Origin of the sequence: Fundidesulfovibrio soli (genome assembly GCF_022808695.1) — a bacterium.
GTDB lineage: Bacteria > Desulfobacterota > Desulfovibrionia > Desulfovibrionales > Desulfovibrionaceae > Fundidesulfovibrio > Fundidesulfovibrio soli.
On the sequence record NZ_JAKZKW010000020.1, the window covers coordinates 38,124 to 51,288 of the forward strand.

The 13,165-nt window shown below is 65.9% G+C and carries 12 protein-coding genes; 6 read left to right on the top strand and 6 right to left on the bottom strand.

Annotated elements, in window-relative coordinates; all coding sequences use genetic code 11:
- Positions 1 to 175: 175 nt before the first annotated feature.
- Genes MLE18_RS14725 through MLE18_RS14735 form a run of 3 tightly spaced genes read left to right on the top strand, consistent with a single transcriptional unit; the run spans position 176 to position 3,967 of the window.
- Complete coding sequence (locus MLE18_RS14725; protein ID WP_243439560.1) at positions 176 to 901, top strand: class I SAM-dependent methyltransferase; 726 nt, start codon at positions 176 to 178, stop codon at positions 899 to 901.
- Positions 898 to 1,848 (top strand): glycosyltransferase family 2 protein, encoded by a 951-nt coding sequence (locus tag MLE18_RS14730; RefSeq protein ID WP_243439561.1) that lies wholly within the window; start codon positions 898 to 900, stop codon positions 1,846 to 1,848. Before MLE18_RS14725 ends, MLE18_RS14730 begins: the two co-directional genes overlap by 4 nt.
- 25 nt (positions 1,849 to 1,873) lie before the next feature.
- Entirely contained in the window at positions 1,874 to 3,967 is a 2,094-nt protein-coding gene (locus MLE18_RS14735; protein WP_243439562.1) for a hypothetical protein, read from the top strand.
- 10 nt (positions 3,968 to 3,977) lie between these two features.
- Here the strand turns inward: MLE18_RS14735 and MLE18_RS14740 are convergent, their stop codons facing one another.
- A complete protein-coding gene (locus MLE18_RS14740; RefSeq protein WP_243439563.1) occupies positions 3,978 to 5,117 on the bottom strand; it encodes an iron-containing alcohol dehydrogenase in 1,140 nt (379 codons plus the stop codon).
- 145 nt (positions 5,118 to 5,262) lie between these two features.
- On the opposite strand from MLE18_RS14740, the gene MLE18_RS14745 reads away from it, so the two are divergent.
- The 3 genes from MLE18_RS14745 to MLE18_RS14755 all read left to right on the top strand — a co-directional run bounded on the left by MLE18_RS14745 (position 5,263) and on the right by MLE18_RS14755 (position 7,745).
- On the top strand, positions 5,263 to 5,808 hold the full coding sequence (locus tag MLE18_RS14745) for a hypothetical protein (RefSeq protein ID WP_243439564.1): 546 nt from the start codon (positions 5,263 to 5,265) through the stop codon (positions 5,806 to 5,808).
- 304 nt (positions 5,809 to 6,112) lie between these two features.
- Complete coding sequence (locus MLE18_RS14750; protein ID WP_243439565.1) at positions 6,113 to 6,640, top strand: hypothetical protein; 528 nt, start codon at positions 6,113 to 6,115, stop codon at positions 6,638 to 6,640.
- A gap of 91 nt (positions 6,641 to 6,731) precedes the next feature.
- Entirely contained in the window at positions 6,732 to 7,745 is a 1,014-nt protein-coding gene (locus tag MLE18_RS14755; RefSeq protein WP_243439566.1) for a hypothetical protein, read from the top strand.
- Between the two features lie 19 nt (positions 7,746 to 7,764).
- On the opposite strand, the gene MLE18_RS14760 is transcribed toward MLE18_RS14755, so the two are convergent.
- From MLE18_RS14760 to MLE18_RS14780, 5 genes are all read right to left on the bottom strand, one after another.
- Positions 7,765 to 9,069, bottom strand: a complete 1,305-nt coding sequence (locus tag MLE18_RS14760; protein ID WP_243439567.1) for a phenylacetate--CoA ligase family protein — start codon at positions 9,067 to 9,069, stop codon at positions 7,765 to 7,767.
- Between the two features lie 9 nt (positions 9,070 to 9,078).
- Entirely contained in the window at positions 9,079 to 9,945 is an 867-nt protein-coding gene (locus MLE18_RS14765) for an EamA family transporter (RefSeq protein ID WP_243439568.1), read from the bottom strand.
- A 110-nt stretch (positions 9,946 to 10,055) separates the two neighbouring features.
- Complete coding sequence (gene trpA / locus MLE18_RS14770) at positions 10,056 to 10,817, bottom strand: tryptophan synthase subunit alpha (RefSeq protein ID WP_243439569.1); 762 nt, start codon at positions 10,815 to 10,817, stop codon at positions 10,056 to 10,058.
- A 244-nt stretch (positions 10,818 to 11,061) separates the two neighbouring features.
- Entirely contained in the window at positions 11,062 to 12,240 is a 1,179-nt protein-coding gene (gene trpB, locus MLE18_RS14775; protein ID WP_243439570.1) for a tryptophan synthase subunit beta, read from the bottom strand.
- Between the two features lie 12 nt (positions 12,241 to 12,252).
- Positions 12,253 to 12,867: a phosphoribosylanthranilate isomerase gene (locus MLE18_RS14780; protein ID WP_243439591.1), complete on the bottom strand. Its 615-nt coding sequence runs from the start codon at positions 12,865 to 12,867 to the stop codon at positions 12,253 to 12,255.
- Between the last annotated feature and the right edge of the window lie 298 nt (positions 12,868 to 13,165).

A 13,165-nucleotide genomic window follows, 5' to 3' on the forward strand; every position in this document is an offset into this window, starting at 1 on the left:
AACATTTAGCAGCCCGGGAGGCACAGCCTCCCGGGCTGCTTGTCGCGGGGTCCAGGGGGATCATCCCCCTGGCGGGGTGTGGGGCGGAGCCCCGCGCCTTCTCTTTCGCCTCCCACAGGTTTACAGCCGGCGTCTCTTTCCCTACAACCAGGACCACAACCCCTAAGGAAAGCAGATGAAAGAGGCTGAGTTCGACAAGTTCTCCTCGCGCTACGACGAGATCCACCGCGCCAGCCTCGGCATCGCGGGGGACCGCAAGGAGTACTTCGCGCTCCAGAAGGCCGAGTCCCTGGCCTCGCTGCTGGCCTCGCTACCCGCCAGGCCCGCAGGCTGGCCCGAGCGCGTGCTGGAGTTCGGCTGCGGCGTGGGCAACAACCTGCCGCACCTGACGCGCCTCTTCCCCGGCGCGGACGTTTTCGGCTGCGACGTCTCCGCCGCCTCCCTGGAGGAGGCCGCCAAGGTGGCCCCGGGCGTCCAGCTGGGCCACGTGCGCGAGCCGGGCGAGCTGCCGCTGCTCGACCCGAGCGGCTTCGACCTCATCCTGGCGGCCAACGTCTTCCATCACATCGCGGTTTCCCATCGTCCGGCCTGGATGAGCGGCATCTTCGCCGCCCTGGCACCGGGTGGGGTGCTGGCCGTGTTCGAGCACAACCCGCTCAACCCCATGACCCGCCACATGGTGGGACAGTGCCCCTTCGACGAGGGCGCGGTGCTGCTTCGCGCCAGCGAGGCCGCCTCCCTGGCGCGCGGGGCCGGGCTTGAGCCGCTGCGGCTGGCCTACACGTTCCCCTTCCCCTTCCTGCCCGCCCTGGCCCGCCTGGCCGGGCGCTTCCTGAGCCGCACGCCGCTGGGCTTCCAGTACTGCCTGCTGGCGGGCCGCCCGCTTGAGGAGCACGCATGACCGCCACCGGGAAAAAGCTGTCCGTCGTCGTCCCCTGCTTCAACGAGGAGCCGGGCCTGGCCGAACTGCACCGCCGGGTGGGCGCGGCCTGCGCCAGCGTGGCGGGCTCCGTGGCGGACTACGAGATCGTGCTGGTGGACGACGGCTCCTCCGACGGCACCTGGAGGGCCATGCAGGCCCTGGCCGAGCGCGACCCCCGGGTGCTGGGCGTGCGCCTCTCCCGCAATTACGGGCACCAGATCGCCCTGACCGCCGGGCTCAACATCTGCTCGGGGGACCTGATCCTGATCATCGACGCCGACCTGCAGGACCCGCCCGAGCTGCTGCCCGAAATGCTCGCCAAGGTGGAGGAGGGCTGCGAGGTGGTCTACGGCAGGCGCCGCTCGCGCTCAGGGGAGACATACTTCAAGAAGGCCACGGCCAAGGCCTTCTACCGCCTGCTGGACCGCATGGTCTCGGTGAACATCCCGCGCGACACGGGCGACTTCCGGCTCATCACCCGCAAGGTGCTGGAGGCGCTGAACTCCATGCCGGAGCAGCACCGCTTCATCCGGGGCATGGTCTCCTGGGTGGGGTTCAGGCAGGCGGCAATCGAGTACGACCGCGACTCACGCTTCGCGGGGGAGACCAAGTACCCCTTCCGCAAGATGCTCAATTTCGCCTTCGACGCCATCACGGCCTTCTCCGTGGTGCCGCTCAAGATGGCCACGGTGCTGGGCTTCTGCATGGGCGTGGCCAGCCTGCTGGGCATCCTCTACACCGTGATCGGCTGGCTCAGCGGGGGGACCGTGCAGGGCTGGACCAGCACCATGCTGGCCGTGCTCTCGGTGGGCAGCGTGCAGCTGATCGCCATCGGCATATTCGGGGAATACATCGGCCGGATGTACATGGAGTCCAAGCGCAGACCGCTCTACATCGTCGACACCACCACCAGGGAGCCCCGGTGACTGCCTTCCCGCCCCGGCCCCGCGCATGAACGCAGTTCTTCCGGAGAGCAGGCCCGGCAAAGCGGGACTTCCGGGCATCCTGTGCTTCGCGGCCGGGGCTGCGGCCTATTTCCCGGCCTCGGGCTGGGCGGCCTTCGGGCTGCCCGGGCTCTATGTTCTGACGACGGCTCTGCTGCTGGCCGCCGTGTTCCTGCGGGGAGCTGGCGGGGCAACGCCCCCGGCGGGGCTGCTCCTGGCGCGCTCGGCGCAGGGGCTGCTCTGCGCCCTGGCCGGGGCTGGCGCCGCCTACAACCTCATTGCCTACGCCAACATCGACTTCACCCGCTGCCTGGACACCGTGAACAGCGGCGCTCAGGTGGTGCGGGTCTGGATGGTGGCCCACGGGCAGAGCCTCTATCCGCCCATCGGCGAATCCCAACTGCTGCTGAGCATCTATCCCCCGCTCTATTTCTATCTCGCGGGTGCGCTGTGCGCCCTGGGAGCGAACCCGTACCACGCGGCCCTGGCGGTCAACGGTGCGAGCCTGGCGGGCATTCTGGCCACGATCCTCCTCTGGACGCGCAGGGAGTCCGGCTCCTGGCTGGTGGCCGGCCTGATGGCCCTGGCCTTCTTCTGCCAGCCTTCGCTGTCAGGCTGCGTGCGTTGGATCAGGTCGGACCTGTTCGCGTGGGCGCTGGCCTTCTGGGGAGCCTACCTGTTCTTCACCGGCAGGGGTGGGCGCGGCCAGGCCGCGCTGGCCGGGCTGCTGCTGGCCCTGTCCCTCTTCAGCAAGCAGCAGACGCTCTCGCTCCTGACGGGGTGCGTCAGCTTCTTCCTGGTGCGGCCCGGCTGGTTCGGGCGCTGCCTCGTGCTGGGGCTTTCCGCCGGGGCAGCCGGGGCGGCCATGTTCGGGGCGCTCATGCTGGCCACCCACGGCAGCTACCTGACGCACAGCTTCCTGTATCCCGCGGCCATGTCCGCCCAGCCGTCGGTGTCGAGCTGGGCCAACGCGCTGCCGCGCATCAGGACGTTCGGCCTGCGCGCGGCCGGGCTGCTGCTGGCCTTCGCGGCGGCCCTGGGACGGGACGCGCGGCTGCGGCGCGTGAGCCCGGTGGCATGGCTGGCCCTGGTGCAGACCGCCATGCTCCTGCTGCTGCTCAAGCACTGGGGCGCGGGGGAGAACTACTACTGGGCGCTGCTGGGGCTGCTCTGCGTTCTGGCCGGGGGACTGGCCGGGCGGTGGATGGACTGCCTGCCCAAGGGCTCGCCCCTGGCCTGGGCGTTGCTGGCGGCGGTGTTCATGGGCGCGCCTGGGCTTGCGGCCATCGAGTTCAACCTGTCGCTGCCCAGGGAATCAAACCCCGCGGTGGACGGCATCAACGCCTTCATCGAGAAGGGCGGATACCAGCGCGTGCTGCTCAACACCGAGGCGGGCTGCGCGGTGCTGGGCAAGCCCTGGCAGCCCAGGGTGACGTTTTTCGACTCCCTGGAGCTGTTCTTCTACGAGAAGGCCAAGCTCTGGAAGTTCCACGACTCGCAGCTGGCGCGCGACATCACGGCCCGCAAGTACGACGCCGTCATCGCGGGCGGAACCGCCATGGCCCCCCAGTTCTGGTGGTACGTGGCCAACGGGTACGAGAAAGCGGGCCAGGCGGGATACTCCACATTCCATACGCCCCTGCCGGGCGCCATCGTGCTGTACCCCAAGCCCAGCAACGACCCGGTCTCCAGCGGCGGGGTGAGCGCTCGCGTATCGGGCGTGGAGGGCGTCTACGCCCTGGCGGATTTCGGGGCCTACGCCTTCACCAAGCATGAGACGGCCAAGGCCGGGACGGTCACCTTCTCCCTGGAGTCGGACGGGCCGGTAAATGGGATTCGCGTGGCCTTCGCTTCGCTGGTGATCCACCCCGGGGAGGGCCACAGCCTCGACGTGGAGGTCTCGGAGGACGGCGGCCCGTTCAGGCAGATATTCAGCTACACTGGCGACGCCAAGAATGACGCCGACAAGGAGCTTCTGGAGGCCCGCCACGAGGCATCCTTCGAGACCAGCTCCCGCAGGACGGCCGTGCGCTTCGTGCTGCGCGGCTCCGGCCAGCTCTGGTTCAGCGAACAGTTCCCCCTCTCGTTCATCGTGCGCTGAGGCGCGGGCCTCAGAGCAGCGAACGGTAAATCTCCTCGATATCCGCAAGCTCGGGCTGGCGCGGGTTCAGGCGCGAGCTTCCGGCGGCCAGGGCGTCCTCGCTCATGGCCGGGATGGCCTCGGCCGTGACCCCGTAGTCCGAGAGCTTTGCGGGCAGCCCGGTCTCCGCGAACAACTCCTTGAGCGCCCACACCGCGGCCTTGGCCGAAGGCTCGCGGCAGCCCAGGGCCAGCGCCACCCCTCCCAGCCGCTTCTTGCAGCGCGACAGGTTGTAGGCCGTCACGGCGGGCAGCAGCATGGCGTTGGCCGCGCCGTGCGGCACGCCGAACATGGCCCCCAGCGGGCGCGACATGGAGTGCACCAGCCCCACCGAGCTGTTGGAGAAGGCCAGCCCGGCCTGGAGCTGGCCCAGCAGCATCTCCTGCCGGGCCTCCAGGTCCTCCGGGTAATCGAGCGCCACGGGCAGGTTGGCGGCGATGGTGCTCATGGCGGCCAGGGCCAGCGGGTCCGTGAGCAGGTTGGCCTTCTTGGAGAGATAGGCCTCCACCGCGTGGGTCAGGGCGTCCATGCCCGTGGCCGCCGTCACGTTGCGGGGCATGGAGACGGTGAGCTCCGCGTCCAGGATGGCCAGGGCGGGCACCAGCATGTTCCCGAAGACGAGGAACTTTTTCCTGGCGGCGGTGTCGGTGATCACGGCCACCCGCGTGACCTCGCTACCCGTGCCCGCCGTGGTGGGGATGGCCACGATGGGCGGGCCGGAGCGCTCCGGTGCGCTGGCCTCGTAGTCCTGGATGCGGCCCGGGTTGGCCAGCATGAGCGAGATGGCCTTGCCCGCGTCCAGGGGGCTGCCGCCGCCCAGGGCCACGATCAGGTCGCAGCCGCGCTCACGGGCCAGGGCCACGCCTTTCTCCACCGTCTCCACGGAAGGGTCCGGCTCCACTTCCGCGAACACCGTCACGTCCAATCCGCCGCCCAGCAGGGCCTGGCGGACCTTCTCCAGGCTGCCGCTCTTGGCCGACGAACCCCGCCCGGTGACGATCAGTGCCTTGCGCCCGAGCTTCGCGGCCTCGCCGCCGAGGCAGGAGAGCGAACCGGGGCCGTGGACGATGCGGGGTGGGGAGAGGAAAAAATTGGGGGTGGGGGTGCTCATGCCGGGCTCCTTGAATTCGCTCTAGGCGAGGTGCGTGCGGATATTTTAAAAACAAATAGGCATATACGGCCATGTGGGTGGCGCGGGTGCAACGGATGTGCATACTGCCGGGTCAACCCTGGCGGGATGACCATAAGAAGAAAGTATGAACCAGTTGCCTCGGGTTCGCAAGGACCACAGCCGCCACACGGCGGGAATCATGCCCACGTATGCCGACGTGCTCTGCGGGCTGTTGGATGAACCGGACATCGGCAGGTTTCTGCTGGAGCCGGACTTGGCTTCGTGCAGGCATTTGCGCCGCCCCGGCGCTGCAAACTCGATGAAGAATCGCGGGAGGCCGGGAGCACGGGTGGTGCGGGAAGCGCTCTCGCGGCGGATGGTCGCTTGGCTGGAATGCAACGATCCGTTGTTCGTGCACACGGTCGGCATGTTGTTCGACATGACCGAGAGCTGGCCGAAGAAGGCCGAGAGAGCATTCTGGCGGGTAGCGGAAGAAGACGTGCTGGAATTTTTGGAAATATATGCCGCGATACGGGAGATCGCGGAAGGAGTGCTTTCCGGCGGCGCCGTTGAGGAGCCGCATTCAGGTTTTGGCGGGAAGCAGGGCTGTCATGCGGGTGGGGTGGAACGGAACCACTCTTGCGCGCAAGGGGTCGGTACAGCTTACAGGGGGTGTTATGCGGGAGAATGATTTTGACACCAACGGCGGCATGATGGAAAATCCAGCGCCTGTGATTCCTGTAGCCGATAATCCCGGCGATGTGTCCGGCGCGGGGGCGGCAGGCACGTATCCTACGGCCGATGACAATCCTGCGGGGCAAGGCGGATCGGCGCCGGGCGCGTTCCAGAGCAGTGCTCCGTCATGGGGGGCTCCGGCTTTTCCCCAGGCCGTGACCCAGGCCAGGAAGGACAAGCTCGCCGCGATACTGGCTGGAACCTAATCCCGTGGGCCGCAATACCCGGAGCTGAACGCCGCACCCTCCGGTGCGCCGGGGATGCACCAGGAGCCGGGCGACGGCCCGCTGATCGGCCCCGACGGCGGTATGGCCGGGCGCGGCATCAAGGCCGCCGGAGACTGGTACCAGGGCTACATTGGTGAGAACCGTGATTCCATCATGCAGACTATGGAGCATGAGTTGAACAAAACAATCACTCCACAGTTTGTAGATGGGGTAAAGGCGTGGTCAACCGGACGCCTAGACGGCATAGCTGGTACAGACGCGAGCGAAAAGCCGGAGTACTTGACCAGCTATCTGGTTGCGCCGCACCAGGCACTCCAGCTGTTGCCGAGGACGGGAATTCTTGCCAGTGGTTTGAAACCACGCGTTAACCCCGTTGTTCCTTTGGCGATAGGAGTTGCTGAAGCATATGATAAGGGGAGCCTTACTGCGAGAGAAGGGTGGACTATGGGGAAGGCGATTTTCGGCGGAGTGAGAGATTTGCCTCCGGAAGCTATAAATTCTCCTGTGGCACGAGCCGTTCCCGAAGGGGTCTGGTCGAAACAGGATGAGAGCACACGGTAACCTCTGAAGATCAATCGAGTGAATGCTCTCAGTTGAATCTAGGCACCCTGTGGACTCACGTCCACAGGGTGCACGGAAAAGGAAAGAAGTGATGCGTTCAATTCAACAGTGTATCGTTGTATTGTTGCTAGCAGTTGTTGTTGCATCGTGTTCAAGTCAGGAACAGCGCAATCCAGGCATTGATGAAATTGACGCGTTTGTAAACAATAAAAGGGAGTTCTTCTTATTCTCTGGGGAGCTCCAAGCTGATTTAAAGGCAGACATCAATCGTCTTGAAAAATCAGCAAAAGGCGGGGACCCCCAATCGTTGAAGGGGTGTAAGGTTATAGTTGCGGAAATGTTGCTATATTTGCAATGCTTATATATTCAATTGTTGGAAGTGACATTGGATAATATTCTTGTGGAAATGGCGGCTGCCCATGTCGAGTTGAAGCAGCCAAATAATTTTGCGAAAGATGTCGCTGGTCTTGACGCGATCAAGCAAGAAATGAAGAATGAAATGGAATTGTTGGTCGAAAAAAATACTGTGCCAGACGGCTTTGCTGAGCTTTTGCACAAACGCTGGAATGACGTTGATGCCCTGTTTAAAAATTTTACTCCAGGCGTGGTAAGTCGGATTGGAAAGAAAAGTGATAAATACTTGATGAGCCCCGAGGGAGAAACTGTCACGGCCTATATGAATGCGGCAGCAAAATTGTACTCGCTGTCAAAAAATGCTAATAATCAATTTAGAAAAGTTATATTTCAAGATATGAGGGAAGGAAGCAACTGTTATGATGCCTCGCAAATGGGGCTGTTGTTTCGGGCTAATGCTGTATCTGTAATAATGTCAGGCCAGCGAGTGGCAAACATCATATTCGCCGCGCGCCATAAGAACCTCCCAGGTATGCAGGATTCGGTGATGGCAACGGGCAAGGATCTCGCTGCGACGCTTCGATACTTTGAACAGGTAGACACCTACCTCAGGACGCTGCAGGAGCGGCAGAACTACCTCGGATTCCTCAGCGCAGGCCGGGATTTTCTGGAATCCTACGCTGCCTGGAAGAAAGCCCTCATGGCGGTTCTGGAGCAGGAGGAGGTCCGTTTGCCCGCGGCTGCCAACTGATCGCCTGTCTTGCCCCACCTCACCCCTGCTCACCGCTCTCGCGGTCGTCCACCACTCGCTTGGTCTTGCCGAAGCTGCGCGGCAGTTCGCCCTGGCCCATCACCTCCACCCAGGCCCGCACCATCACCTGCTTGCGCAGCTCCTCCGACACGGCGTCGGAGAGGTTCTGGTCGTAGGTGGGGTCGGTCTCGGGGCGGCGCTCCACCTGCAGGAGCATCTGGTCCTTGCCGCCCTTGCGGAAGAGCTGGATGCGGAACTCGCTGCCAAGCTCCTTGAAGTGTTCGATCACGGCCGCGATCTGGCCAGGGTAGATGTTCACTCCCCGGAAGATGATCATGTCGTCCGATCGGCCCAGCAGCCGCTCGTGGCGCGGCATGGTCACGCCGCAGGGGCACTCCCCGGGGATGAGGCGGGTCAGGTCGCGCGTGCGGTAGCGGATCAGGGGGGCGGCCTCCTTGCGCAGCGTGGTGACCACCATCTCGCCGATCTCTCCCGGGGCCACGGGCTTGAGCGTCTCCGGGTCCAGGATTTCGAGGATGTAGAGGTCCGCCCAGTAGTGGATGCCGTGGTGCGCCGAGCACTCCAGGCCGGTGCCGGGGCCGTACAGCTCGGTCATGCCCACGATGTCGAAGCTCTCCTGGACGCCGAGCATCTCGTGGATGCGGGCGCGCATCTTGTCGGAGTGCGTCTCGGCCCCGAAGATGGCCTTCCTGAGCGCGATCTTGTCCTTCAGGCGGCGCTTGTGCACCTCCTCGGCCATGAGCAGGGCCATGGAGGCGGTGGAGCAGAGCACGGTGGTGCCCATGTCCTCCAGGAGCTGCAGGTGGATCTCCATGTTGCCGGGGCCGACCGGCACGGCCATGGCCCCGAAGTGTTCGCAGCCCAGCTGGAAGCCCGCCCCGGCGGTCCAGAGACCGTAGCCCACGGCGATCTGCACGCGGTCCAGCGCGGTGAGCCCGGCCAGCTCGTAGCAGCGGGCGAACATGTGCTTCCAGGTGTCGATGTCGCCCTGGGTGTAGGCCAGCACCTTGCGCTTGCCCGTGGTGCCGGAGGACGCGTGCACCCGCACCACCTGCTCCTGCGGGACGGAGAGCAGGGGCAGGGGGTAGCCCTGGCGCAGGTCCTCCACGGAGGTGAGGGGCAGGCCGGAGAGGTCGTCCAGGGTCAGGGCCTGGCCCGGCTGCCATCCGCTGGCGGAGAGCTTCTCGCGGTAGGCGGGGCAGCCCGCGTAGGCGTGGTTCAGGGTCCAGTTCAGGCCCTCGGTCTGCCGTGCGGCCAATTCGTCCTCGGAGAGATGGGGGATGAAGCGCTGGGGAGTGGACATGGCGGCAGCCTACCCCAAAAACGCGATGAGAAAAACCCCCAGCACCATGAGCGCCGCGCCCGCCAGGCGCTCCCGCACGCTGCCCTCGCGCAGCACCAGCCAGCCCAGCAGCACCGCGAACACCGCGCTCATGCGCTTCACCGCGATCACGTAGGGCACGATGGTCATGGTCAGGGCCTGCATCTGGCCGATGCAGGTCACGGCTTCAAGCAGACCCGTTGCAAGCAGGTACCAGGGAGCCTCGAGCACCTGGGCGAAGCCCCGGTGCGTCCTGCGCCAGACCAGGGGCGTGAGCAGCAGCGCCGTGAACCCGAAGGCGCAGGTGATCCAGAACAGCGGGGAGGAGTTGCGCAGCCCGATCTTGTCGATGTTGGCCGAAACTGACCACAGGAAGGCCACCAGCAGCATGTAGCGCGGCCCCCTTTCGCGCACGAGGGCCTTGAAGGGCTCGAACACGCCGTGCTTCATGCGGCTCAGGTTCATCACGTAGGAGCCCGCCACCAGGGTGAGGATGCCCACCAGGCCCATGACGTCCGGGAACTCGCCAAGCATCAGCGGCGAGGTCAGCAGCAGGAACAGCGGGGTGGCCGTGAGCATGGGGGCCGAGAGGGAGAGGTCCGACAGCTCCAGGGATTTCACGTAGAAGTGGAAGGTGACCACGGCCAGCGGCCCGGTGCAGGCCAGGGATATCCAGAACACGGGCGTGACCTGGGGGATGCCCTCGCGCAGGGCGAAGGGCGCGATGAAGAGCGCGGTGGTCAGGCAGTAGGCCCAGACCACGGCCAGGCCGTCCACGCCCGCAACGCTGCGTTTGAGGCAGAGATCCTTCACGGCCTGGCAGAAGGCCGCGATCAGCATCAACAGAACCCAGGTCATGCGTTCGGTCCTCGAAAAGAAGGCGCGGCGGGGAGGCCCGCCGCGCCGAGTGTTTCCTTCATGATCCTCGCCGCAGCCAACGTGCGGCATCCCTTACCCCTTTGCGGGCCTCAGCGCCAGCAGCGCATGAACTCCTCCCCGGAGCCGCCGTCGCGCAGATGCTTGACCAGGGCCGAGCCGATGACCACGGCGTCGATGCGGTCGCCGAAGGGGGCAACCTGCTCGGGGCGCGAGATGCCGAAGCCCAGGGCGATGGGCAGGTTGAACATGGGGCGCACCTCGTCGAGCTTCTGGAGCACCTCCTCGGGCAGGGATTCGCGCACGCCCGTGGTGCCCAGCACCGAGACGAAGTACACGAACCCGCGCGCCGCCTTGGCGTAGGCTTTCAGCCGCTCGGGCGGGGTGTTCAAGCCGATCAGGCAGATGATGTCCACGCCGGAGCCGGCCAGTATCTCGGCCACGGGCTCGGCCTCCTCCAGGGGAAGGTCCGGGATGATGAGCCCGGAGACCCCGGCGGCCGCGCAGTCCATGGCCAGGCGCTCCAGCCCGTACTGCAGGAAGGGGTTGTAGTAGCCCATGAGCACCAGCCCGGCCTTGAAGGTGCCTTTGCGGCAGCTCAGCTCATTGAGTATCCAGGCCAGGGTCACGCCCTGCTCCAGGCAGTCCAGGCTGGCCTGCTCCACGGTGGGGCCGTCGGCCACGGGGTCGGAGAAGGGCACGCCGATCTCGATGACGTCGGCCCCGCCCGCATCCAGGGAGGCAAGCTCCTTCCAGAAGCGGTCGCGGTCCGGGAACCCGCCCGGCAGGTAGGGGATGACGGCCTTGCGGCCGGAGGCGTTGGCGGCGCGGATGCGGTCGGTGAGGATGGACATGAGGTTGCCTCCGATTGGCTTCGGTTGATTCTGTTCGTTCGGGCCTTCCGCCTCCTCCCCCGGCCCCTGCACCCCGGGGCACGCCGATATATTTGAAGAATATCGTCGCGCCCCGGGGTGCAGGGGCCGGGAGAGGAGGCGGAAGGCGTCCGGGCGTCACTCTGGGTTGTGATCGGCCCTGGCGGTCCTTACGGATTGCGCGGGGTGTAGCATGAACGCGGGGCGGCTGAAATACCGCTCCCGGTCAGCAGCCCTTCCTGGCCTCGTACTCCTCGATGATGCCGATGTCCTTGTCGCCGCGTCCGGAGAGGCAGACCAGCACGTCGCTGCCCTTGGGGATCTCCGCCGCGTTCTCGATGGCCCAGGCCACCGCGTGGGAGCTTTCAAGCGCCGGGATGATGCCCTCGGAGCGGCTGAGCGTGTGGAAGGCGCTCAGCGCCTGGCCGTCGTTGACGGTGACGTAGCGGGCGCGGCCGCAGTCCTGCAGGTGGGCGTGCTCGGGGCCCACGCCGGGGTAGTCCAGGCCGGGGGCGATGGAGTGCGAGGGCTCGATCTGGCCGTCCTCGGTCTGCAGGAGCATGCTCATGGCCCCGTGCAGCACGCCGGGCGTGCCAAGATTCAGGGGCGCGGAGTGGTGGCAGCCCGGCTCGCCGGTGCCAGCGGCCTCGACGCCGATGAGCTGAACGCCCTCGTCGGGGATGAATTCGTTGAAGGCGCCGATGGCGTTGGAGCCGCCGCCCACGCAGGCCACCACATAGTCGGGCAGCTTGCCCGCTTTCTTGAGCATCTGTGCCCGGGCCTCCCGGCTGATCACGGACTGGAACATGCGCACCAGCGTGGGGAAGGGGTGCGGCCCGGCCGCCGTGCCGAAGCAGTAGTGGGTGGTGCGCTGGTCCGCGATCCAGCGGCGCAGGGCCGCGTTGATGGCGTCCTTCAGGGTCTTGGTGCCGGACTCGATGGGCACCACCGTCGCGCCCAGCAGGCCCATGCGCCGTACGTTGTGGGACTGGCGCACAACGTCCGTGGCGCCCATGTAGACTACGCACTCCAGGCCGAGCATGGCCGCCGCCGTGGCCGTGGCCACGCCGTGCATGCCCGCGCCCGTCTCCGCCAGGAGCACCTTCTTGCCCATGTGCCTGCACAGCAGGCCCTGGCCCAGGGCGTTGTTGATCTTGTGCGCGCCGGTGTGGTTCAGGTCCTCGCGCTTGAGCCAGAGGTTGAAGCCCAGTTTCTTGGAGAGGTTGGGGCAGCGGTACAGGGCCGAGGGGCGGCCCACGTAGTCCTCCAGCATGGCGTTGAATTCTTTCTGGAAAGCCTCGCCGGGCACGATGGTGTTCATGGCCTCCTCGATCTCCAGGAGGGGAGGCATGAGCAGCTCCGGCACGAACATGCCGCCGAACGATCCGAAATAACCTTTCTGCATGGGTGGTAGCCTCTATTTGCTGCGTGCTGCGATGTCGATGGTTTGCGAAACCTTGTCCAGGTCCTTGACGCCGGGCGCGGTCTCGACCCCGGAATTGATGTCCAGTCCGGCGGGGCGGGCCAGCTCAAGCGCCTCCTGGGCGTTGAGCGGGGAAAGGCCGCCCGCCAGCAGCCACGGCCGGGGGACCTTGAGCCCGGCCAGGGCGGAAAAATCCAGGCTTGTGCCGTGGCCCCCGCCCGAGGCGCCCGCGTCCAGGAGCATCATGGCGCAGGAGTCCGCGAAGCGGGCCAACTCGGCTTCGAGTTCGGCAAGCGAGGCGTGACGCTGGGGCCAGAAGGCCCGAATGACGCGCTCCGGGCCGATCTCGCGGCAGAAGGCCTCGTCCTGCCCGGCGTGGAGCTGGGCGAAGTCCAGCCCGGCCTCGTCCATGATGGAGAGGACTTCCGCGGCGGACTGCTCCACGAACACGCCCACGCGCCTGGCCCGCCCGCGCGCGATGGAGGCCACGTGGCCGGGCGTGACGCATCGGGGGCTCTTGGCGGCGAAGATGAAGCCCAGGAAGTCCGCGCCCAGGGCGTCTATGGCGGCCACCTGCTCGGGCAGGGTCATGCCGCAAACTTTTATCAGCGGTCTCACATTGAATCCTTTCGTGGAGGGGGTGGCCTCCGGCGGCCAGGGGCGCCGCCCCTGGACCCCGCCAAAGGGAGTTCCTCCCTTTGGAATCCCATTCAGCTTCGCGTTCACAAGCGGCACTTCGCTGCACTCTCGATGGCCCTGCTTTCAACTTGCCGCGATTGTCCGGTCCGTCTCCGCCTGGGGCGTCCGCCGCGCGCCGATGACAGATATTATTCAAATATATCGGGCGTCTGCGCGCGGTGGGCGCCCCAGGCGGAGACTACAAACCAATAAATTCTTTACCATTGCG

Coding starts and splice junctions, on each gene's coding strand:
- MLE18_RS14725 (WP_243439560.1), top strand. CDS start 176: ATGAAAGAGGCTGAGTTCGACAAGTTCTCCTCGCGCTACGACGAGATC.
- MLE18_RS14730 (WP_243439561.1), top strand. CDS start 898: ATGACCGCCACCGGGAAAAAGCTGTCCGTCGTCGTCCCCTGCTTCAAC.
- MLE18_RS14735 (WP_243439562.1), top strand. CDS start 1,874: ATGAACGCAGTTCTTCCGGAGAGCAGGCCCGGCAAAGCGGGACTTCCG.
- MLE18_RS14740 (WP_243439563.1), bottom strand. CDS start 5,117: ATGAGCACCCCCACCCCCAATTTTTTCCTCTCCCCACCCCGCATCGTC.
- MLE18_RS14745 (WP_243439564.1), top strand. CDS start 5,263: ATGAACCAGTTGCCTCGGGTTCGCAAGGACCACAGCCGCCACACGGCG.
- MLE18_RS14750 (WP_243439565.1), top strand. CDS start 6,113: ATGCACCAGGAGCCGGGCGACGGCCCGCTGATCGGCCCCGACGGCGGT.
- MLE18_RS14755 (WP_243439566.1), top strand. CDS start 6,732: ATGCGTTCAATTCAACAGTGTATCGTTGTATTGTTGCTAGCAGTTGTT.
- MLE18_RS14760 (WP_243439567.1), bottom strand. CDS start 9,069: ATGTCCACTCCCCAGCGCTTCATCCCCCATCTCTCCGAGGACGAATTG.
- MLE18_RS14765 (WP_243439568.1), bottom strand. CDS start 9,945: ATGACCTGGGTTCTGTTGATGCTGATCGCGGCCTTCTGCCAGGCCGTG.
- trpA (WP_243439569.1), bottom strand. CDS start 10,817: ATGTCCATCCTCACCGACCGCATCCGCGCCGCCAACGCCTCCGGCCGC.
- trpB (WP_243439570.1), bottom strand. CDS start 12,240: ATGCAGAAAGGTTATTTCGGATCGTTCGGCGGCATGTTCGTGCCGGAG.